The sequence below is a fragment of the Rivularia sp. PCC 7116 genome (assembly GCF_000316665.1).
Lineage (GTDB): Bacteria > Cyanobacteriota > Cyanobacteriia > Cyanobacteriales > Nostocaceae > Rivularia.
Genome location: NC_019678.1, coordinates 2,805,003 through 2,827,032, shown reverse-complemented (window position 1 = coordinate 2,827,032; position 22,030 = coordinate 2,805,003). Strand labels below are relative to the sequence as shown.

The window sequence follows — 22,030 nt, the reverse complement described above, 5'->3', positions numbered from 1 at the left end:
GTGTACGTCAAGATTTGTGACTAAAGCCAAGGAAAGTGACGTTTGCCAAACCCAGTGTTTTAACTCGGAATTAGTGCAAGAGGTTGGTGAAGCATTGCCGGGAGATGATATTATCGAAAATGCTCAAATTCTTTTTAGTGCTTTAGCAGATAAATCACGCTTAAAGATTCTTCACGCTCTGAGTAACGGTCAAGAGCTTTGCGTTTGCGACGTGGCTTCTCTGCTTGATGTCAAAATTGCGTCTGCCTCTCATCATTTGCGGAAACTACGCGATCTTAAAATTTTAAAGTATAGAAACGATGGCAAGCTAGCTTATTATTCTCTTAAAGACCAGCGTATAGCAGAAGTTCTCTACTATACATTAAAGCAACTTGCTGAGTAAGTCATTCTAAGCAACGTTAGAATGAACTTTCTTTGTGATATCATTCTAATGTTCGTTTGAATATTAGAATAATTAAATCATAGGAAAATTATGAGTGATAACTGCTGTCAAAACAAAGGTTGTGAGCTAACGAAGCTGAAAAAACAGCAAGCTAATGTTCTTTGGGTTGTTTTGTTTATCAACCTAGTAATGTTCTTTGTGGAGTTTGGAGCAGGTATTCGTGCGGATTCGATATCTTTGACTGGAGACTCCCTCGATATGCTAGGTGATACCTTGGTTTACGCAAGCAGTTTATATGTCATTAATAAGGGTAGTAAAGCTCAGGCTGGCTCAGCATTTCTGAAGGGAATCATCATGTTTGTGTTTGCGATTTCGGTATTTGCTAGAGCAACCTATCAATTCTTTTCGGGTGTAACTCCAGAAGCAACCGTTATGAGTGCGATTGGAGTTATAGCGTTACTTGCCAATTTAGTCTGTCTGTTGTTATTAGCTAGACATAGAAGGGATAATCTGAATATGTCTTCTGTGTGGTTGTGTTCGAGGAATGACATCGTTGCCAATATATCCGTTCTTGTAGCAGCAGGATTAGTGTTTCTGACAGGCTCGATATTTCCTGATTTAGCAGTAGGTTTATTATTAACGTTTGTGTTTGCAAAGTCAGCAGGGACAGTACTTTCACAGTCTTGGAGAGCTTTGGCCTAGATGCTATTTTTGTGGGCCGTAATTGAGATTTATTGACAATCATGAATGCTTTTTAAGGGTGCTACAGAAGTTGGTTGCTGCCAAATAAATTAATTGCTCCAGTATCTTTGCAAATTCCACCATTTTCCCACTGACTACTATCACTACGAAGCGAATAGAAGTTTGCATCACTTTTAAAGGTTTAGTAGCCTTCTTAAGCCAATAAAGCAAAGACGAAAGCAAATTTAATAAGTATAATGTTTGGCTGTACGTATATCTATGGTATCAACGAGTATGCAACAGCCTGCTTCAGATTATCAACAAAAACTTATTCAAAAGATTGTCAGGTGGAAAGCTGGACTGGCTGATTTAGGACGACGGAATCCTTTAATCAAGTTTAAGCAAGATAGCCCTCGAAGTTTGGAGATTTTGACAGATAAACCGGATATTCTCTTCAAAAATCTCACAGAAGGGAAAAAATCGTTTCAATTTCAAATACTTGATAGCGAGTATCAAGATATTACTCTATTGAAAGAAAATAAAAAATTACCAGAAAGAAAAAGTTCTTTAGAATTAATTACTCGTCAAGCTGGTAACGAGCAACTTAAACGACTCAAAAAAATTCGTAGTGAAGCAAGACGCTCCTTTGAGGAACGAGGAGTTAATAGTTTATTTTTAGTATTGGGAACTTTGACTTGGTATGACAAAGATAAACCAGAAGAAGCTTTGCTTTCACCGTTGATTTTGCTTCCCTTAGAATTAACAAAGGAGCGGGGGAGGGATATATACAAAATATCTGTCTTAGATGAGGAGATTGTTTTAAATCCAGCTTTAACACAAAAGTTAAAACAAAATTTTGCAATTGATTTTCCAGAAGCAGAAACAATCCAAGAATTAAATTACAGTGAAATTATTGCTCTAGTTAGCGAAGCTTTTTCAGAACACAAGACATGGGAAATTAAAGAGAATGTCTTTCTATCGTTATTTTCTTATGCCAAAGCTGCAATGGTTCGAGACATTATTGAAAATGAAGATTTGATATTCACTCATCCTATTTTGCAAGCAATTAGTGGAGATTTAAATCAATATCAGTCTAATTATCAAGAACCTATACCTGCGTCTGCTTTAGATTCTCAAGTTAAACCGGAAAGAATATTTCAGATTCTTGATGCTGATTCTAGTCAACAAGTTGTTATTGAAGCTGCAAAATCTGGTTCTAGTTTTGTTGTTCAAGGACCACCAGGAACCGGAAAAAGTCAAACAATAGTAAATATGATTGCCGAACTAATTGGTGATGGTAAATCTGTTTTATTAGTTGCGGAAAAAGAAACTGCACTGAATGTTGTTTATAAACGCATGGCAGAATGTGGTTTAGACAATATATGTCTGAATCTACACCATAGTGGCACAACAGATAAAAGAAAAATTGTAAACAATTTATCAAAAACAATTGATTATCTTTCACAAGTATCTGAAGCTGAAAATCATCAGTTATTATTTGAAAAATTGGTAAATACTCGTCAATCTTTGAATTCATATCTTACAAGTTTACATGACAAACAGAAGCCTTTAGATAAATCACCTTTTGAGATTTTTGGCGAGCTTTTGAAAAAAGAACATCAAGAAGTTCCTAATATAAATGTCATATTTTCTAAATTTAATCAGTGGAATCCAAATAGATTGGATGAAGCAAAAGATTTATTCAGCCAGTTAGCAAAGTTTTTACTATTTTTTAAAAAAGAAAAAACTACTATTTGGTCAAAAAGCTCGATTAATTCTTATTATTATGAACTTGAATTAGAAATTCAAGAGAAAATACAAGATTTTCAGCAAGCGATTGATTCTATAAAAATTCTTAGTCGGCAACTTGAAGGAAAGCTAAAAATTCAGCCGTTATCTAATGTAGAAACTTTAGAGCATTATTATCCAGCAGTTGTTCATATAACAACAGCACCATATCAATTACCTGAAAATTGGGCTAAAGTAGATGTTGTGAATGCTCGTGAAGCATTTGATATTTTAAAACAAGATGTTCAAGAAATTGAGAGAACGCAACCTTCACATTTTGGTCTTGATTTACTCGAACAGCTTTCTTCCCTTGTTTCATTTTTAAGAGAAGAAAAAGCGAATATCTGGTCAAGCAGTAAATTGCAATCTTGCTCCGAAGCTCTAGAGTTAGAGTTACATCAGAAAATAAATAATTTTCAACAAGCTCTTTCTAACCTACAAACTGATAGCGAACGGCTTCAACTTATTTTAAAATATCAGCCATTATTGAACATAGAAGATGTCGAAGCAAGCATTCAAATTATTAAACATATTTTGCAAGCTCCATCAAATTTACCCGATGATTTTATAGAAGTAGATGTATTAAATGCTGAAAATGCTTTCGCTAACTTGAAAAAAAGTGTTAATTATTTATCAGAAAATGAGACTTTATTAAAACAAAAATATCATTCTGAATTATTCTCTTCACAATTGCCTGCTTTGAATAATAGATTTCAAAGATATAACCGTTTTTGGTTTATTAGCATTTTTAATGCTCAGTATAGAAAAGATATGAAGCGTTTGAAGAAACTGTGCTTTCAGGAAGCAGGAACTTCATTTAATGAATTAAAAAGAGATTTATCGCAAGCTGTAGAAGTGCAAACAGCCAGAAATGAACTGCATCAAAAAAATTCCCCTGTTCGTAAAATTTTTGGATCTTTATTTAATCCAGAAGTTTCTAATGAATCAGAACTAATCAAAATCGAACAAGCTTTAAGTTGGCTAACTAACTTACAAAATTATTCCCTTCCTCATGATTATATAAAACGGATTATAAATTCTTCTTCTCTACAACAGGAATTATCCGATTTAGTTCAAAGACTCGAATCATTTCCCGCAATTTTTGAACAAGGAATAAAATTTTTAACTTTATACTTTAACAAGAATAATATTGTTAAGCAATATTATCCTAAAAATAAAATCTTATTTACAGAACTTATAGAATTTATTAATCTAGCTGAAACTGACTTGGAAGATTTTCGCAAATGGTTAAAATACCAAGAAATTTGCGAAGAATTAAAAAAATTAGGACTGCAAGAATTCGTTAATGCTTTACGAGACAATAAACCCAATCCTATTGTTGTTTTACGAAATAAATTAAGTCATCCAGAGTATCTTCCCCGTCAAGTTTTTGGGTCTTTGTTTAATCCACAAATTTCTCAAGAAGCGGAGTTAAAGCCAATTGAAGATGCTTTGAATTGGTTGCTTGAATTAGAAGCTTATTCGCTAAATCATGACTCTATACAGCAAATAATTAATTCTTCTTTTCTGCGACGAGAAATAAATCAACTTGTTCAAAACTTTGAAGAAATTAGCAGCAATATTAACCAAGGAGTAGGTTTCCTTTTATCGCACTTTAACGAAAGTGATATTACAGATTCTTATTTACCTGTAAATCAAATTCCTTTTGTAGAACTAGAAGATTTTCTCAATTTAGCTCAATCTGAATTATCTGACTTTCAAGAATGGCTAACTTACAAGGAAACTTATCAAAAGCTAGAAAATCTCGGAACTAAAAAATTATTAGATGCTTTACGTGACAATAATATAGAACCAAAACTTTGGTTCCCAATTTTAGAGAAGCGTATTTACCAAACTTGTCTTGATGCTATCCTTGCTAAAAAACCTGAGTTAAAGAATTTTAATGTTGAGGTACAGGAGCAGCAAATTCAAGAGTTTACTAAACTTGATAGTTACCAACTTGATGCTGCTAAAGAACGCTTAAAACAACGTCACCTACAATGTTGGGAAGAACAGGAAAAAACTTCGATTATTCAAGCTGAATTACCAAGGTTAAAAAAAGAAGTAACAAAAAAAAGTAGACATTTACCCATTCGTAAATTACTTAACGATAACCAAAAGGGAATTCCTAATCTTGTCAAAGCTTTGAAACCTTGTTGGATGATGAGTCCACTTTCAGTCAGCCAATATGTTAACGCTGATGTAGTTCATTTTGATGTTCTTATTTTTGATGAAGCATCTCAGCTTCGTACAGAAGATGTTGTCCCCTCAATAATTCGCTCCGACCAAGTTATTATAATTGGCGATCGCAAACAATTACCTCCCACTTCATTCTTCTCCACGGGAGATAGTGAAGAAGATTTAGATGATACTGATGATGAAAGTTATGAAAGTGTTTTAGATGAATGTTCAAATTTTATGTTTGGACGTACATTAAAATGGCACTATCGCAGTCAAGATGAGCGTTTGATTGCTTTTTCTAATAAACATTTTTACGATTCTCAATTAGTAACTTTTCCCAACCCAGTTCAAAATCCAGATTTGGGAGTATGGTTTAAACACGTTCCTGATGGTATTTACGACCGTGGTGGACGCAGGGACAATCGACGGGAAGCAGAAATAGTTGCTCAACTTACATTAGAACATTTTCAAAACTTTCCCGAACAATCCCTTGGTATTATTGCCTTTAGTGAAGCTCAGGCTGATGCTATTGGGGAGCAAATAGAAATTTTAAGTAAAGAACATCCCGAGCTAGAAACATTTTGCAGCGATAACTCACCTCAGTTTTTTATTAAAGCATTGGAAAACGTTCAAGGGGATGAGCGGGATGCAATTGTAATTAGCGTTGGTTATGCTCGCGATTCTCAAGGTAAGTTTTCTCTTAGCTTTGGTCCTTTAATTAAACAAGGTGGAGAAAGACGATTAAATGTTGCTGTAACCCGAGCTAAAAGAAAGCTGACTTTGGTTTCTTCAATTGTTGCTGGTGATATAGATACCACACGTACTAAAAGCGAAGGTATAAGATTACTACGCGATTATTTAGAGTATGCTGCTAGTGGTGGTGAAAGACTTGAAGGTAATTTTTATACTGATAAGCTTAAATTTGACTCACCCTTTGAAGAAGATGTTTATCATACACTAGCAGAAAAAGGATATATTCTTCGCACCCAAGTAGGATGTTCTGGTTATCGAATTGATTTGGGAGTGGTTAATAAAAATCGTCCAGGTGAGTTTTTGTTAGGAATTGAGTGCGATGGTGCATCTTATCATAATTCACCCACCGCAAGAGACCGCGACCGTTTAAGACAGCAAGTCCTTGAAAGGTTGGGTTGGAAAATTCATCGAATTTGGTCAACAGATTGGTTCCGCAATAAGCCTGCTCAAGTTCAGATTTTGATAGATAACATTGAACAATTAGAACAAAAATTCACTTCAACCCTTTGATAAACAACTATTCTGTTTATATTAAATTAAATTACAAGTAATAATAGTTTGACTGTGGGCAAATTGGTATAAACATTGCTGTATAATACATATGCTCTACCAGTGATTCCAAAGTTTTAATGGATGAAAACAGATACAATCTTTTATACGCTGCTACAAAACCTTCCCAGCGTATTATTTGAAATACTGCAACAATCTCCCACTCAAGCTTTACACTATGAATTTTCCTCTGTGGAGATAAAAGAGCTTGCGCGAAGAATTGATGGTTTATTTATACCTAAGCCCGAATATCCCCAAGATCCAATTTATTTTGTAGAAGTACAATATCAGCGTGATGACGATTTATACTGGCGATTAATCACCGAAGCCTTTGTTTATCTCAACCAGTATAAACCAGATAAAAACTGGAAAGCAGTAGTTTTATGGTCTAAACGTAGCCTTGACCCTGGTATTCCGATTGCGTATCAGACATCACTATCTGATGGGCAAATACAAGTAATATATCTAGATGAATTAACAGATACTTCTTCTTCAATTGGGTTGGGGATAATTGGATTGGTAGTTGCTCCGGAAGAAGAAGCTGTAGAAGTTGCCAGAAATTTAATCGAAAAAGTCCAACAAGTAGATGTCAGCAACCGTCGGCAGCTTTTAGAATTAGTAGAAAGGATGTTGATTTATAAATTCTCCAATCAAACTAGACAGGAGTTAGCAGCGATGTTTGGATTAACCGAGTGGCGAAAAACTAGATTTTATCAAGAAGTTCGAGAAGAAGTTGAGCAAGAGGTTGAACAAAAAACAAAAATAGCAACAAAACTTGAAACAATACCCCGTTTGTTAAATATGGGATTGAGTGTCGAACAAATTGCTCAAGCTCTGGAATTGGAAGTTGAAGTTGTCAGAAAAGCTATTGAAAAGCAAAGTGAGGAAGAATCTTGAATACTCAAGAATTATCAATCTTTAAGCAAAACCAACTCCACGATTACCTTTATACCAAATTAGCACTTCACCATTTTGACCCCCAGCAGCAATTTTATGACCTTGGGGATGCCATGCAACACAAGAAAACCCGTTTTTAGCACCTTGGAGAACTTGCGTTACTTTTTTCGCTTTTTTCCACAAACAAAGCCAACCTTCAGCACCAGCAGAAGCAAGCATTAAGTTATCGGGTGCAAATTCGATTGCTTCTACAATATCGCTGTGATTGCTTAATACAGTCGCACCCCAACCGGAAGATGCATCATCTTGTTTTTCCCAAATAACTATACTTTCTCCGCAGGAAGATGCGAGTAATGGCTCTTTTTTAGATGTAGTAACTTTTGACCAAGCTAAATGACGAATTTTTCCGGGAAAACCATGCATTAACCAAGGTTCGGCTTGTTTAGCATTAGCAATCAAATCTGTTTCCAATACACAGATAGTTTTATCCATGTTACCCGAAGCAATGTATTTACCATCAGACGACCAAGCCACAGCAACACTAGCCGATGGTATGCTAAACAAATACGGGTCTTCATCCCATTCATGAGAGCGCCAAATTTTCACACCTTGATAACCAGCGATCGCCAGAAATTTACCATCATGACTCCAGTCAATACTCAGTACTGAAGAATTATCAAAATTCAAGGTGACAACAATTTCTTGGATGTCTGCATCCCAAACCTGTACGTAACGTCCCAAACTAAAAGCTAGTAAATTTTTGCGGGGACTCCATGCTAACTTATCTACCCAAGCTGGAGCATTTTCTAAAGTCGCAATCAGTTGATGATTAGAAGTACTCCAAATTTTTACTTTACCATCTTGTCCGCCAACTGCTAAAAACTTTCCATCAGTAGAAAAAGCTAGTCTATCAATGGAAGTATTGGTGACTTCTTGCAAAGCTATTAATTCGTTTTCTACCAAAACTTTTACTTCACCAGCAGCAGAACTCATCGCTAAAGTACTACCATCAGAAGACCAATTTACAGCGGTTATATAATCAGAAAGTATATTATTCCAATTTAAATCAAAGTCTGTAGATTTAATAGTTTTCATAATCTTAAAAGCAAGTAAGAAGTAAGAAGTAAGAAATAAGAAAGAATAAAATGGCAGAATATAGCATTTATGAAGCAACCGAGGTACAGCTTCACCTCACCCCAATAAAGCTGTGCTTTATCTCCCCTCTCCTTGTTAAGGAGAGGGGTTGGGGGTGAGGTTTTGAGGTATACATCAGTAGCTATAACGATTAATAAAAATTAAGCCATACAAGCTAAAAAATCTTTCTTCAACTGAGTTTCATCTAAATTTCGACCAATAAAAACCAGTTCATTCTTACGTTGTTCGCCTTCTTTCCATAAACGGTCTGGTTTTCCATCTAATAACATATGTACTCCTTGGAAAACAAACCTTTCATCCTCTCCTGCAATATTTAAAATACCTTTCATCCGGAAAATATCAGGTCCTTTGGTTTGTAATAAATTACTTAACCATTGATTTAATTTATTTCCGTCTAATTCACCTTTTTCTACCAAAGCTATCGAATAAACAGTTTCATCATGTTCGTGAGCATCTTCGCTTAAAAAATCTGGGTCAATTTCCAAAGCTCTATCTAAATCAAAAGCTTTCACCCCTAAAAGCGCATCCATTTCTAACTCAGAATTGCGAGTACGGTAGATTTTTGCCATTGCATTCATTCCCCGTATTCTATTTTCTAATTCTTCAAGTTGCTCTGGGGCTACTAAATCTGTTTTATTAAGTAAAACTACATCAGCAAAAGCTATTTGTTCTTGAGCTTCATCCGCATCCCAATGTTGCCAAATATGCTTAGCATCGACTACTGTAACTACAGCATCTAAATTCAATTTTTCCTGCATATCTTCATCTACAAAGAAAGTCTGAATTACAGGTGCGGGGTCTGCTAGTCCAGTAGTTTCAATTACTAAGTGGTCAAATTTGTCACGTCGCTTCATTAAATTAGCAATGATGCGAATCAAATCACCGCGCACCGTACAGCAAATGCAGCCATTATTCATTTCAAAGATTTCTTCATCAGCATCGATAACCAATTGATTATCAATTCCGACTTCCCCAAACTCATTTACTATCACCGCGACTTTCTTACCATGCTCGTGGGTGAGAATCCGGTTGAGTAAAGTTGTTTTCCCCGCTCCTAAATAACCAGTAAGAACGGTTACGGGGACTGTATCTAAAGCTTGAGCAGTCATCCTTATTCTCCCAGACAATGAAAATCATTCTCGTAATATGGTACTGCATTACCTTTAGATAGAAGCTAACTTGAATAATAAAATTTGTAATGCCTTACTTGAAATTATTCGGGTAATCAAATGTTTTTAATTCCTCATTGGCTAAATATAGAACAATTAAATAACAAATAGCGAAAAACTAATTAGACTTAACAGTTGTTTTTTTGACTCCAAAACCCTTATTTACCCCATAGCGAACTGTCTTAAATTCTACTTGATTATTATTCGGGTTGTAGAGAGTGTAAGTTGCTTCTCCTGATTTTCTACCCACATTACCAACACCTACAACCATACGTGGAGTAACGTTGATAGTTTGATTTGGTGTTTGATTATCAAGGGTAGTTATTCCCGTATCAATCGAACCAGCTTCTAAATTATACTGAAAAGTTGAACCAGAACGAGCGCAAAATAAATTATTTGCTTGCATTCGCGCTACCCGATCTAACATCATAACTGGAGAAGTTTCCGGAGTTAATGCTTCATCCACAGATACAGTTGTACCGTGAATTAATAAACAATCTAATTCAAAGAAACCAAAATCAAGATTTCGTATCCACTCTACAGTATGACGAGAAACATTATCCCATAGTAATTTTACTGTCTCGCCACCAAATTGTTCCAATAAATCGTTCTCGTCTGAACTTGCAGATAAACCATGCAGTATCAAACATTGCTCCTCCCACCAGCCCTTACAAACCAGCGGTGTTAACCCAGACTGTGGCTGATGCAAACGCTCCACCAGCTTCTCAGACTCCGGAGTTGGTCCCACCACATCTCCTAGAATATATAAAGCTTCTATATAACGACTTTGACGTTTAATATCCGCCATCACCGCTTCGTAAGCCGCCAAATTACCTTCAATACCGCTTAAAATTGCCCACTTCATAATGATGAGTTAGTTGTTAGTTGTTGGTTGTTAGTTGTTGGTTGTTGGTTGTTAGTGGATAGTAGATAGTTAGTAGGTGACTCGTTCCCAGCCTCCGGGCTGGGAATGCATAGCCCAGAGGCTCTGCCTCTCGTTGATTTCCTGAAGGCAGAGCCTTCAATCATCAGTTCCCAGCCAGAGGCTAGGAACCAGTTCTGAATTTTTGACTCGTTCCCAGCCTCCGGGCTGGGAATGCATAGCCCGGAGGCTCTGCCTCTCATTAATTCCTGAAGGCAGAGCCTTCAATCATCAGTTCCCAGCCAGAGGCTAGGAACCAGTTCGCAATTACCAATGCCCAATGCCCTATGCCCAATCTCCTACTTAGTACAAACATGAGTTGGATCGTCTGCGCGTTCTGCAAACTCTATTCCTCGCGCTAAACGCCATGCAAAGATGGGTGGTAATCCTTTTTCTACAATTGCCGTACAGGTTTTTTGATAATCGTAAGCAACTTCTCGTAATATCACTTCTTGAGCATCGGTGTCATAAATTACATAAGTTGCATTGGGTCGTCCATGTCTTGGTTCTCCTACGGAACCTGCATTAATAATCTTTTTCAAGTTAGCTGTAAAACTTTTTTCTTCAGATAAATTTTTGCTTTCTACTCGAATTTTTAGTTTACCTGAATCTAAATTACGGTAATAAGGAGCGTGAGTATGACCGCAAAAAAGCACATCTGCGCCTGATGAAATCACCCGTTCCAATGCTACAAATGCATCGAGTTCTGGTAATAAATATTCGTGGTTGCTGTGGGGACTACCGTGAACAAAAGCCAAGTTATCTTCTTTGATAATATGAGGTAGTTGAGCTAAAAAGTCACGATTTTCTGGTTTTATCTGTTTATTAGTCCACTCATGAGCGATAAAACCGCGTTGTTCTGCTAACATCGAAGGATAGCTACAATCGCAAGCATTTAGACCTTCAACCACATCTTCATCCCAGCAACCAGCACAAGTAGGAATATTTAAAGAACGAATTTTTTCTACTACTTGATTCGGATAAGGACCGTAACCAACTAAATCACCTAAACAAAATATTTTTTCAGCTTTATATTTATCTATATCCAATAAAACAGCATCCAAAGCCTCTATATTACCGTGAATACATGACATAACTGCTATTTTCATACCGGCATTCCTTCTAATAACATTTGTTTAACTTGTTGCTGATACTGCTTAATTAATGAATCTGATAAAAAACAATCAGATAAAGTTTGTTTGAGAGCAGTTTCATCCAAATCTTCTCCTGCTACTTCAATACCGCTAAAACGTTGTGGTCTACCTTCTAAATAACGAGGTAAATTTAATTCCAAAAAACCTGCTTGGGGTACACCCGTAACGAAATCACAGTAAATACTTCTACCATCATTAACATCAAAAATCGCTTTAGCACGAGTAACTTTACCATAAGCACCGTGAGTTAATTCATACCAAAACTCTTCTAAAGAATTTTCGTCAATAACTTGAGTATCAGTTACAACTCTCCACAAATGTTTAGATGAATCAGTTTCTGCTAGAACTCCCTGAATAATTTCGTCAGCCCAAGCATGATATTCAGAATCTTTGAGATGGGGAGGTAATACAGCTACAGAATGGTAAGGTAAATTATTTAATAATGCTGATAAACTTCCTAAATCCAAGTGAAAACCCAACTCGATATAAACCGCTTTCGCTTCGGGTATTTGCTTGAGTAAATCAACTTCTTGATTGTCACTAAAAACTTGTATTTGGGGAAAATCGGCTGCAATTCGATTTTTATCTATAGAAACATTACCAGTACCGGGACTGAAATAAATAATATCCTTATCTTCGACAGTTGTATCTTGGATTTGCTGATGAATCCAAGCAGTTTTCCCCGAACCCGCGCAACCAGCCACAACGTTAATTAAAGGTACAGTCATTTCAGTTATCAGTTATCAGTTATCAGTTATCAGTGATAGATAGATGGGAAATTGTTAACTCTAAGTATAAACTATATGTGAATGATAATCGTTTTCAGTTTTTTTTGGAAATAAGATGAATTTAAAATTTAGCGATCGCACTTCAATCGAACAGGTAGAAGAAGGTCTAGAACTTGCTCCCAAGTTTGATTGCAATGGTTTGATACCAGTAGTGACTACAGATGCAAACACTGGGGAAGTGTTGATGCAGGGCTATATGAATCAGGATGCATTAGCTAGAACAATTGAAACTGGCGAAGCCCATTATTATAGTCGCAGTCGTCAGCAGCTATGGCATAAAGGTCAATCAAGCGGATTGGTACAGAAAGTTAAACAATTATTGATTGATGATGACCAAGATTGTATTTGGATGCGGGTTGAAGTTGCTGGTTCAGGAGCAAGTTGTCATGTTGGTTATCGTTCTTGTTTTTATCGTAGTATTCCTGTAGGAAAAGATGTTATTTCTTCTGAGAACCATATACGGTTAACCTTTACCGAAACCGAAAAAACCTTTGACCCCAAGACAGTTTACGGTGATGCACCCAATCCAACAAAACTTTAATTTATATTAACCTCGTGATGGTAAATAAGTCATGGGATTAACAGCCCTTTTCCCGGTCGGGTGAATTTCAAAATGCAAATGAGGACCTGTGCTAAAACCAGTACTACCCATATGAGCAATAGTTTGACCTTGTTGAACTTTTTGACCAAGTTTAACAAAATGCCTGTGATTATGGGCATAACGAGTTAAACTACCGTCGATATGACGAACATCAATTATCTTCCCATAACCTCTTTGCCTACCTTCAAATGTTACAACTCCATCTGCTGCCGCAACTATTGGTGTTCCAATTTTGTTAGCAATATCAATCCCTCTGTGCATTCGACCCCAACGCATACCATAGCCTGAAGTTAAAACTCCTTTTGCTGGCCAAATATAAGCAATTTTGGCATCATCCAAAGATGGTGGAAAGGTATTTTGGTCAATTGGTTGAGGAAGATATTTTTCGATAACTGCTAGAGGTGGTAAAGGTTGTATTGTAGAAACTTCAGAATTTAACTCTGCTGGTTCTACTGCTAAAGTTTGGTTACTTTGCCCAAGTGAAACACTAGCATTTACGATGGACATTGCCACAGCAATTGTTAAAACATTTGTCTGTGCTTTTCGGTAGTTTTTCAATAGTTTATTTAAACGAAACACCGAGACATCAGCATTCCTTTCGGAAAAAGTCTTTTCCGTCTTGATTAGCATGGACTTCAAGAATAGCCTCCAGCTTTGAATGTGTGAGGGAAACAAAGGTCTGTTGTCAATAACAAGAATGAGAATGATTCTCGCTGATTGCCAATGATAATCATTCTCATTATTTTGGTCAAGGCTATTTTAGATACAGGGGTAGTAATCACGACTTACTGAAATATTCAAGCTATGGTTCGTTAGATTCGATACCAGCGAGTTTCCCCATTAGGTTGGTCGATTAGATTTACTCCTACGGCTTGTAATTGATCGCGGATAGAGTCGGATAAAGCAAAGTTACGATAGCTAATATTGCTGACAGAATGATAATCATTATCATTCTGTCGATATTTATGTTACATTACCTTTTATGCTTGTCAAACCTTGAGTGATTATCATTATCATTGTCCACTTACCATTTTGATTAAAACGATGCCAAGCAAAAAAATTCATGTCCGGGAATATAATGTCAAAGCACACGACCGAATTATCCGTACCAGGGTTTACAACTTCATTTGTCAATACTGTCGAGAGATATCAGAACGGGAGACTTATGCTACCGGATGTCCTAAATAGGTCGAGAAATGTAATGGAGTCGCGAGTAAGTGCTTGCGAAGTAAAAAGCAGTAGACATCTATAACAATGTCAAAACAAAAGTATTTTTTATAATTATTGGAAATCTTTTTCACGGGACTATTTCATAAGAAGCACTCGGAAAGCGGGAAACTTTGAACTGGTTCCCAGGTTGAACCTGGGAACTAGGATCTGGAGGCTCTGCCTCTGCTTATTGCGAATGGTGCTGTTTGGTGAGATAAGCCGTTAAATTACCTTAAATACCACTTAAAATTGCCCAATTCATAGTAATCTTAAATTTTAGATTTAAGATTATGTAACTGATCAAAATTAGTTCCGATGCCAGCGAGTTTCCCCATTCGGTTGGTCAATTAAATTTACTCCTACAGCTTGTAATTGATTACGAATAGAATCGGATAAAGCAAAGTTACGATTTTGACGTGCATCTTGTCGTTGCTCAATTAAAGCTAAAATTTCTGCATTACTCAGTACTTCGGATGCGTTTTTATTTTCTGCTGGGGATAAGATTTCAAGTCCAAAAACCTTTGCTAATGTTACTAAAGTTTGCCACATTTGCTTTAGCTTTTCTGAAGGAATTTCCGTATTACCTTGATGAGTGATGATATTAGCGTTCCGACGCAATTCTTTGGCTAGTTCAAATAATACTGCTAATCCCCCTGGTGTATTAAAATCATCATCCATTGCTGTTTGAAAGCTGTTGATCTGAGAATTTTGTAACTCAGTTTCTGGATTGAGATTTGTTTCCTTCCATCCCAATTTTTCACCATATTGGTGTCGGAATAACAAACCGTTTTTGAGAGTTTCCCAAGCATTTTGAGCCGAAGAAATAGCATCTTTTGTAAAGTCCAAAGGCTTGCGGTAATGACCTTGCAGTACAAATAACCTGATAACCATTGGGTCGATTGGTCGGTCAAGTAATTCTCTAATTGTCGTAAAATTACCTAGAGACTTAGACATTTTTACACCATTCACAGTCACCATGCCGTTATGCATCCAGTAATTAGCAAGTGGTTTACCAGTGACTACTTCTGATTGAGCGATTTCATTTTCATGATGGGGAAATACCAAATCACCACCACCACCATGAATATCAATGGTTTCTCCCAAATTAGCACGAATCATTGCCGAACATTCAATGTGCCATCCCGGCCTTCCCATTCCCCAAGGTGACTCCCAAGCGGGTTCTCCCGGTTTTGCTGCTTTCCACAAGGCAAAATCAGATGGTTTATGTTTCTTCTTTCCAGATAAGTCTTCTAAATCAACTCTACCACTTGCCCCGGCTTGCATATCTTCTAATTGCTTACCGGAAAGTTTGCCATATTCAGCAAAGTTTTCTGTCTTGTAATAGACATCTCCATTTACCGCATAAGCATAATCTTTTCGTTCCAATTCTGCAATCAACTGATGAATAGGAGTGATATTTTCAGTCACACGGGGATACTCAGATGCATCAATGACGTTTAAGCGACGGATATCTTCAAAATAGGCTTGAATGTACTTTTGAGAAACCTCTTCCATTGATGTATTCTCAGCGTTAGCCCGATTCAGAATTTTGTCATCAATGTCGGTAAAATTTTGCAGGTAACGCACTTGATAACCGCTAAATTTTAAATAGCGTCGTACTGTATCCCAAACAATATAAGACCTTGCATGACCCAGGTGACAATAATCATACACCGTGACACCACAGCAGTACATTTTCAACTTTCCTGGTTCTAAAGGTTGAAAGGTTTCTTTACGACGGGTGAGGGTATTGTATATTGTTAGAGTCATGTCAGTTATCAGTTATCAATTATCAGTTTTCAGTTTTCAGTTTTCTAATCAATAAATTTAGGAGGAAAAGGAAATTACAGTAGAAACACTTGTAGATGCTTCTACTGTTGAAGGCACGCGAAAATCATTAGTGTTAATAATTCCTTGAATCGCATTAAATATTGGCTGCCATTTTACTCCACGAATATGTTTATGACATTTATTTATTTGCTCATCAGTTGCGCTGTCGCAGTGATTAACTACTATTTTATTGGCAAAAAATATTTGATTGGTAACTAAATCAATTCTGCTATCTGTAGGTGGATAGTTTGCTACATTAATTACTGTAATCGCTTCTTTCAAAAAAATACTTCCTGGGGAAAAAGATTGTCGAATTGTTCTAATTACTGGAATTGGATCTGTTTCGTGACTAGCTTCGATAAACAAATGCTGACATTGATTTTTTCCGCTTTCTCTATCAATAAGTAAATCTTTGATTAACTGTTTTAAATCTTTGAGTCCACTACAGCAAATACAACCACTACCAAGTTCTGAAGAACCGCTTTGTATATGCTCTACAGTAGTCCCAATTTGATTACTCAGATATTTAATTAAACTAGTTTTTCCACTACCTGCGAACCCTAGAATTAGGGTAGCAGGCAATGGTGAAGTTTTATTTACCATTGCCTATATTTAAGTTATCAATTAATGAAAATTAGCTTTGTGTCGAATCAAATTCATAAATTCCTCGCGAGTTTTGGCATCTTCTGCGAATACACCACGCATTGCACTGGTTACAGTCCAAGAACCAGGTTTTTGTACGCCACGCATTACCATACACATATGACTAGCTTCTACAACTACTGCCACACCTTGAGGTTTGAGTAAACCTTCGAGTGCTTCAGCAATTTGTAAAGTCAATCTTTCCTGCACTTGTAAACGTCTTCCGTACATTTCACAAATGCGGGCAATTTTTGATAATCCAATGACTTTCCCATTAGGAATATAAGCTACATGAGCGCGACCAAGGATTGGTAAAATATGGTGTTCGCAGGAACTAAAAATATCAATATCTCTGACTAATACCATTTCATTGGCATCTTCTGTAAATACTGCACCATTTAACAGTTCGTCCAAAGATTCATTGTATCCCTTGGTCAAAAACTGTAAGGCTTTTACAACTCTTTTAGGAGTATCTTTAAGTCCTTCTCTATCTGGGTCTTCTCCTAATCCAAGTAGTAAAGTTCTCACAGCTTGCATCATTTCTTCATCCGTAACCTTTGGTTTATTTTGTGTAGATAAAGATGAAACAACTTCCTCGGCAGAATTTAATTCGGGACGAAAAGATAAAGTCATTTTTTTAATTTAATTGCTTTCTAGTTAATAATAGGACTTACGCAACCGGCACATTTTTCTTGTAGGGTGCTGTGACACTTTGAGCAGCTGTAAACGTAGTAATAATGTTTTCAGTGTCACGCACCAGCCGAGTGTTATGACAATTGCGTAAGTCCTGAATAATTATCACTTGTTAGTTATTAGCTGATATTTATAAAAATATATACAGTAAAATTTCACCCAATAAATTAAACAAATAAAATTTAATTGCAGGGCATTTTTACAGTCTTTCAACTAATTATTTAAGAAGCAATAATTACTAACGCTATTTTAATTATAGTAAACAATTGTTAAGTTGAGAATGAATTTCATTCTTGTCCTATTACTGCATTACTTTTGGATAATAACTAAAGCAACATTAAAGCAACTTCTTTGGCGAAATAAGTCAAAATCAAATCAGCACCAGCCCGCTTCATGCTAGTCAAAGTTTCTAAAATCACCTTTTTCTCATCAATCCAACCTTGCTGTGCGGCTGCTTTAATCATGGCATATTCTCCACTGACGTTATATGCAGCTACGGGTAAGTTTGTTGTTGATTTAATCTGACAAATGATATCCATATATGCCAAAGCAGGTTTCACCATGACTATATCCGCACCTTCGGCAATATCTAACTCTACTTCTTTTAAAGCCTCTCTAGCATTGGCTGCATCCATTTGATAAGTCTTCTTATCCCCAAATTTCGGCGCTGAATCCAAAGCATCGCGGAATGGTCCATAATAACCAGAAGCATATTTAGCAGAGTATGCCAAAATACTTACATGAAAGTATCCTGCTGCATCTAAAGCTTGACGAATTGCACCGATTCTACCGTCCATCATGTCGGAAGGTGCGACTATATCCGTACCAGCTTCTGCTTGGGAAACTGCCATTTTCACCAATACTTCTACTGTGGGGTCATTTAAAATGACTCCGTTGTCATCGACAATACCGTCGTGACCGTGAATACTGAAGGGGTCGAGAGCCACATCGGTAATCACAAGTATATCGGGTACAGCTTGTTTAATTGCTTTGACGGTTCTTTGTACTAAACCATCCTGATTGTAGCTTTCCGTACCAACATCATCCTTTTTGGCTTCTGGAATCAGAGGAAACAGCGCGATCGCATTAATTCCTAATTCACTAACTTGTTTGATTTCTTCAAGCAACAAGTCCAAAGTATAACGATAACATCCCGGCATGGAGGAGATTTCCATTTTTTGATTTTCCCCTTCCATGACGAACATCGGATATATCAAGTCGTCTACAGTTAGTTGATTTTCTCGTACCATGCTACGTAATCCGGGAGTACGACGCAGCCGACGGGGACGTTGAATTAAGGTTTTAACAGCAGATGCGGTGTTGTTAGTGGGTTTTTCTGACGACATATTATGATAATGATTATCGTTATTTTCTAATCATAGTTGTTTTTGGAGAAAAATTTTTGGTTTTTAATGTAATTTAATTGCTCCAAAGTGCTTGCAATGTCATCAGAGATAAATAGAACAAAAAAAGTAAACGGTGAGTATGGAATACAAAAGTATTCGATACAACACCGCCATCAATATCCTAAACGTTTATTGAGAATGCAAGACTAATTCCTAAAAAGTAAAAGTAGTTCTGAAAGTACCAATTACTACATCATTGTTATTATCGTTATGGTCTGGTGCAGTCAGCCAAATCACACCAGGAGTAATGGCAATATTGTCATTAATTTGATACTGATAGAATGCTTCGATGTGGTAGGAAGTATCTGGATCTTCATTCAAACCATCAATACTAGAATCAGTTACTTTTGGCTCCATACCAAAGATGATACCTGCCAAATTACCTTTTTTACCCAGATCGGGCAAACCTAAAGTAACAGCCCAGTTCCAAATCTCCGTACTTCCACGGTCTGGGAAAGCTGCGGATGTGGTTAAATTACGAGCATTGGTATAACCAGCCCAACCACCTAATACTAAGTTTTTACTTATCCCTAATGATGCTTGAACACCATAGGAGTCGGCACTAAAAGGAGTATCTGCAAGGGTCGAAATATTATCCAATGGTGAAACTGTATTGAAGTTAGAAGCACTACTACCAGAACCATTGAACTGATTGTAAGAATTGATGTAGGTTAAACCAACCTTAAAGCGGTCGCTTGGTGCAAAGGTCAACTGTGCTAATGCACCGTAGGAACCGTTAAATAAACCATTATCAGTACTTGGATCGCTTGCAGAACCAGCTAAATAAGCCAAGCTCAAAGATAGATTCTTGCCAAACTCTTGGGTAACTCCTACACCAGCACCATCCATTGCTCCATAGATGGGGTTACGAGTACCAAAGCTAGATAAAGCTCCTTCAGTACCATCACCATCAAATAAGTTAACTGTATCTACAACATCATCTGCTGCACCTGCATTTGCGATCGCGATGACGTTAGTACTCTCAGTTAAAGGAAAACTGTACCAAAGTGCATCTAATTCAACGTCATTATCTCCGCTCTCACCAGCAAAGGCTAAGCTTCCTTCGGGTGTGCCAATATCGGGACCAACTATGTTATTGCTTTGCAGTCTGGTGTAGAGAGTATCTTTTCCTGTGAAGCTGGTAACGAAGTTAATTCTTGCTCTTGCACCCAATGTAGTATTGTCGTCGTTAGTATCTCCTTCAAATACATCTGTAATCCCCACGACTACTTCACCTTCGAGTTTAGAAGTTGTAGAGAATTGATTTGCTTCTAACTGAGCAGTACGTGCTTCTAAAGCATCTACTCTTCCTCTAAGGGTTGCTAATTCCGCAGAAAATTCTGATTGTAGTCTTTGTAAAGTTGCAAGGTCTTCTTTACTAACTAGGTCTGCGGTTGAGGTTGCAATCAACTCATTGACTCTATCCAAACAAGCATTCAAACCTGCTGCAAACTCATATCTTGTTAAAGCCCGATTTCCTCTGTAGGTACTATTGGGATATCCTGCAATACACCCGTAGCGTTCTACTAAAGACTGTAATGCCTGAAATGCCCAATCTGTAGGCTGTACATCTGAAAACTGGGAAACAGAAGTAACTTGTTCTAAGGTTTCTTCTTGGATTTGAGTTTGTGCAACAGCGCTGTCATTTATTAATAATGATGTTGCAAACGGAAAGCTTAAGACAGGACTAACTACTAAAAACTTCCACAAATTTTTCTTCATGATTCTTCTCACCTCACACTCAAATTTTAAATACAGAGCAAGCGAATAAACGCAGATGGTGTAAGTATATCTGACACCACCTATTTTCCCCTGATATTGATTAACTATTAATTACGAATAAAACCAGAGTACATCCCAAACCTAAAAAATAATCAACTAGATTTCTAGATTTATCTACAAGCAAGTTAAGCTAATAATCAAATTTTTGAGCTTGATGCATTCTTAAGAAGCCCAGCTTTTCCACAGATATTCTGATTGATTTGCTCTCATTCCACAACCTCTAAGCTAGTCAAACTAATGATTAATTAATTTAATTCCACTCAGGGCTATTATTGTCCAAAAGCCGTATATGTACCTCCCAAACCATCCACAATAGCTTTAGTATTAGCAACTAACATTTTCTGATAAGTATCGGCATCAGTACCTTGTTCACCCAAATTATCAGCATATAATTTTTCCTCAGAAACTTTTACGTTAGCTTCTTTAGCAATCCTTTCAATTAGTTTTGGACTATGGGTACTTTCAGCAAATATTGTCGGTACGTTCTCTTGCTTGATTTCTTTTGAAAGTTGACCTATTCTCGCTGCTGTTGGTTGTACTTCAGTACTCAAACCTTCAATTGCACCTTCGTAGTCAATATTATATGCCTGAGTATAGTAAGTTAAAGCATCGTGAGTGGTAACTAGTTTACGTTGATTTGCAGGAATCGTAGCTACATTCTTTTTAATCCAGCTATCTATTTCTTTTATTTCCCCGGTTACTTTCTCGGCATTAGCTGCATACAATTGAGCGTTATCTGGAGCAACTTTTTCTAAATTACTACGAATAGCTTCCACCATTTGTACGCCATTTTGAGGATTATGCCATACATGGGGGTCTGGTGCTTTTTCTTCAGAATGTTTTTCTTCTTTCTCGTGGTCGTGCCCGTCGTGCTTTTCTTCCTTATGTCCGGAATGACTATGGTCGTGTTCTTCTCCAAGAATTGGTTTAGGAACAGCAACTTCATGAACTGCTACTTTCGGAGCCTGATTACTGCTTGCTTGAACTAATTTGATAATACTAGGTTCAAAATCATAACCACCGTACAAAACTAAATCAGCCTGCTCGATTGCTTTGCGGTCATCCGGTTTGGGCTGATATGTGTGGGGATCTTGACCTGCATCTACTAAGCACTTCAAGTCAACTGTTTGAGCCGCTACTTGTTTAGTTAAGTCGCAAAGTATGCTTGTAGTCGCAACAACCAAAGGACGCTCCCCCGTTGCAGTACTGCTGGTATTTACGGCAGAATTTTCTTCTGTACCAGAATTGGAGTTGACTTGCTCGTTACCACTACAGCTAATCAAACCAAAAGCTAAAGTTAACGCCGCAATCGCATTTAGAGGTAATTTTCTAAACATCACTTATAAGGAATAGTGCAGTAGAATGATAATCGTTATCATACATTAGCTACTGCGGGAAGGGAAGTAGATTTGTAACATAAATAATTATCATTATCATACAGGAGAAAT

At 36.9% G+C, this 22,030-nt stretch carries 16 protein-coding genes and 1 pseudogene; 5 read left to right on the top strand and 12 right to left on the bottom strand.

Features of this window, described 5'->3' with window-relative positions; translation table 11 throughout:
* Window positions 1–16: 16 nt before the first annotated feature.
* From RIV7116_RS11040 to RIV7116_RS11025, 4 genes are all read left to right on the top strand, one after another.
* Complete coding sequence (locus RIV7116_RS11040; protein WP_015118379.1) at window positions 17–382, top strand: metalloregulator ArsR/SmtB family transcription factor; 366 nt, start codon at window positions 17–19, stop codon at window positions 380–382.
* Between the two features lie 90 nt (window positions 383–472).
* Window positions 473–1,084 carry a cation transporter gene (locus tag RIV7116_RS11035; protein WP_015118378.1) on the top strand — a complete coding sequence of 204 codons (612 nt, stop codon included), beginning with the start codon at window positions 473–475 and terminating at the stop codon, window positions 1,082–1,084.
* A 273-nt stretch (window positions 1,085–1,357) separates the two neighbouring features.
* On the top strand, window positions 1,358–6,295 hold the full coding sequence (locus tag RIV7116_RS11030; protein ID WP_044290883.1) for a DUF4011 domain-containing protein: 4,938 nt from the start codon (window positions 1,358–1,360) through the stop codon (window positions 6,293–6,295).
* Between the two features lie 123 nt (window positions 6,296–6,418).
* The gene (locus RIV7116_RS11025) at window positions 6,419–7,231 is read left to right on the top strand and encodes an Rpn family recombination-promoting nuclease/putative transposase (RefSeq protein WP_015118376.1); all 813 of its coding nucleotides are present in this window, start codon (window positions 6,419–6,421) and stop codon (window positions 7,229–7,231) included.
* A gap of 21 nt (window positions 7,232–7,252) precedes the next feature.
* On the opposite strand, the gene RIV7116_RS11020 is transcribed toward RIV7116_RS11025, so the two are convergent.
* From RIV7116_RS11020 to RIV7116_RS10995, 5 genes are all read right to left on the bottom strand, one after another.
* Window positions 7,253–8,326: a WD40 repeat domain-containing protein gene (locus tag RIV7116_RS11020; RefSeq protein WP_015118375.1), complete on the bottom strand. Its 1,074-nt coding sequence runs from the start codon at window positions 8,324–8,326 to the stop codon at window positions 7,253–7,255.
* 200 nt (window positions 8,327–8,526) lie between these two features.
* Window positions 8,527–9,495 (bottom strand): GTP-binding protein, encoded by a 969-nt coding sequence (locus RIV7116_RS11015; RefSeq protein ID WP_015118374.1) that lies wholly within the window; start codon window positions 9,493–9,495, stop codon window positions 8,527–8,529.
* 178 nt (window positions 9,496–9,673) lie between these two features.
* On the bottom strand, window positions 9,674–10,420 hold the full coding sequence (locus tag RIV7116_RS11010) for a hypothetical protein (RefSeq protein WP_015118373.1): 747 nt from the start codon (window positions 10,418–10,420) through the stop codon (window positions 9,674–9,676).
* Between the two features lie 356 nt (window positions 10,421–10,776).
* Window positions 10,777–11,586: a metallophosphoesterase gene (locus RIV7116_RS11000; RefSeq protein WP_015118372.1), complete on the bottom strand. Its 810-nt coding sequence runs from the start codon at window positions 11,584–11,586 to the stop codon at window positions 10,777–10,779.
* Window positions 11,583–12,359, bottom strand: a complete 777-nt coding sequence (locus RIV7116_RS10995) for a hypothetical protein (RefSeq protein WP_015118371.1) — start codon at window positions 12,357–12,359, stop codon at window positions 11,583–11,585. Before RIV7116_RS10995 ends, RIV7116_RS11000 begins: the two co-directional genes overlap by 4 nt.
* A gap of 115 nt (window positions 12,360–12,474) precedes the next feature.
* Here RIV7116_RS10995 and hisI point away from each other — a divergent pair, with 115 nt between their 5' ends.
* Window positions 12,475–12,960, top strand: coding sequence for a phosphoribosyl-AMP cyclohydrolase (gene hisI / locus RIV7116_RS10990; RefSeq protein WP_015118370.1), 486 nt, complete (start codon window positions 12,475–12,477; stop codon window positions 12,958–12,960).
* A 6-nt stretch (window positions 12,961–12,966) separates the two neighbouring features.
* Here hisI and RIV7116_RS10985 read toward each other — a convergent pair.
* From RIV7116_RS10985 to RIV7116_RS10955, 7 genes and pseudogenes are all read right to left on the bottom strand, one after another.
* Window positions 12,967–13,533 (bottom strand): annotated as a pseudogene (locus tag RIV7116_RS10985) (M23 family metallopeptidase); the annotation flags it as partial.
* Between the two features lie 1,002 nt (window positions 13,534–14,535).
* Window positions 14,536–15,999, bottom strand: a complete 1,464-nt coding sequence (gene cysS, locus RIV7116_RS10980; RefSeq protein WP_015118368.1) for a cysteine--tRNA ligase — start codon at window positions 15,997–15,999, stop codon at window positions 14,536–14,538.
* A gap of 57 nt (window positions 16,000–16,056) precedes the next feature.
* Window positions 16,057–16,662, bottom strand: a complete 606-nt coding sequence (locus tag RIV7116_RS10975; protein ID WP_015118367.1) for a GTP-binding protein — start codon at window positions 16,660–16,662, stop codon at window positions 16,057–16,059.
* Window positions 16,663–16,683: 21 nt separating this feature from the next.
* Complete coding sequence (gene folE, locus RIV7116_RS10970) at window positions 16,684–17,334, bottom strand: GTP cyclohydrolase I FolE (protein WP_015118366.1); 651 nt, start codon at window positions 17,332–17,334, stop codon at window positions 16,684–16,686.
* A 386-nt stretch (window positions 17,335–17,720) separates the two neighbouring features.
* Window positions 17,721–18,740: a porphobilinogen synthase gene (hemB, locus tag RIV7116_RS10965; RefSeq protein ID WP_015118365.1), complete on the bottom strand. Its 1,020-nt coding sequence runs from the start codon at window positions 18,738–18,740 to the stop codon at window positions 17,721–17,723.
* Window positions 18,741–18,953: 213 nt separating this feature from the next.
* Complete coding sequence (locus RIV7116_RS10960; protein ID WP_015118364.1) at window positions 18,954–20,522, bottom strand: iron uptake porin; 1,569 nt, start codon at window positions 20,520–20,522, stop codon at window positions 18,954–18,956.
* Between the two features lie 329 nt (window positions 20,523–20,851).
* Window positions 20,852–21,919 (bottom strand): metal ABC transporter solute-binding protein, Zn/Mn family, encoded by a 1,068-nt coding sequence (locus RIV7116_RS10955; protein WP_015118363.1) that lies wholly within the window; start codon window positions 21,917–21,919, stop codon window positions 20,852–20,854.
* Window positions 21,920–22,030 lie beyond the last annotated feature (111 nt).

Bases quoted from the DNA above. Each gene is read 5' to 3' on its own strand.
- RIV7116_RS11030 (WP_044290883.1), top strand. From the start codon at position 1,358: ATGCAACAGCCTGCTTCAGATTATCAACAAAAACTTATTCAAAAGATT.
- RIV7116_RS10960 (WP_015118364.1), bottom strand. From the start codon at position 20,522: ATGAAGAAAAATTTGTGGAAGTTTTTAGTAGTTAGTCCTGTCTTAAGC.
- RIV7116_RS11000 (WP_015118372.1), bottom strand. From the start codon at position 11,586: ATGAAAATAGCAGTTATGTCATGTATTCACGGTAATATAGAGGCTTTG.
- RIV7116_RS11025 (WP_015118376.1), top strand. From the start codon at position 6,419: ATGAAAACAGATACAATCTTTTATACGCTGCTACAAAACCTTCCCAGC.
- RIV7116_RS10975 (WP_015118367.1), bottom strand. From the start codon at position 16,662: ATGGTAAATAAAACTTCACCATTGCCTGCTACCCTAATTCTAGGGTTC.
- folE (WP_015118366.1), bottom strand. From the start codon at position 17,334: ATGACTTTATCTTTTCGTCCCGAATTAAATTCTGCCGAGGAAGTTGTT.
- RIV7116_RS11035 (WP_015118378.1), top strand. From the start codon at position 473: ATGAGTGATAACTGCTGTCAAAACAAAGGTTGTGAGCTAACGAAGCTG.
- RIV7116_RS11020 (WP_015118375.1), bottom strand. From the start codon at position 8,326: ATGAAAACTATTAAATCTACAGACTTTGATTTAAATTGGAATAATATA.
- RIV7116_RS10995 (WP_015118371.1), bottom strand. From the start codon at position 12,359: ATGACTGTACCTTTAATTAACGTTGTGGCTGGTTGCGCGGGTTCGGGG.
- RIV7116_RS10955 (WP_015118363.1), bottom strand. From the start codon at position 21,919: ATGTTTAGAAAATTACCTCTAAATGCGATTGCGGCGTTAACTTTAGCT.
- cysS (WP_015118368.1), bottom strand. From the start codon at position 15,999: ATGACTCTAACAATATACAATACCCTCACCCGTCGTAAAGAAACCTTT.
- RIV7116_RS11015 (WP_015118374.1), bottom strand. From the start codon at position 9,495: ATGACTGCTCAAGCTTTAGATACAGTCCCCGTAACCGTTCTTACTGGT.
- RIV7116_RS11010 (WP_015118373.1), bottom strand. From the start codon at position 10,420: ATGAAGTGGGCAATTTTAAGCGGTATTGAAGGTAATTTGGCGGCTTAC.
- hemB (WP_015118365.1), bottom strand. From the start codon at position 18,740: ATGTCGTCAGAAAAACCCACTAACAACACCGCATCTGCTGTTAAAACC.
- hisI (WP_015118370.1), top strand. From the start codon at position 12,475: ATGAATTTAAAATTTAGCGATCGCACTTCAATCGAACAGGTAGAAGAA.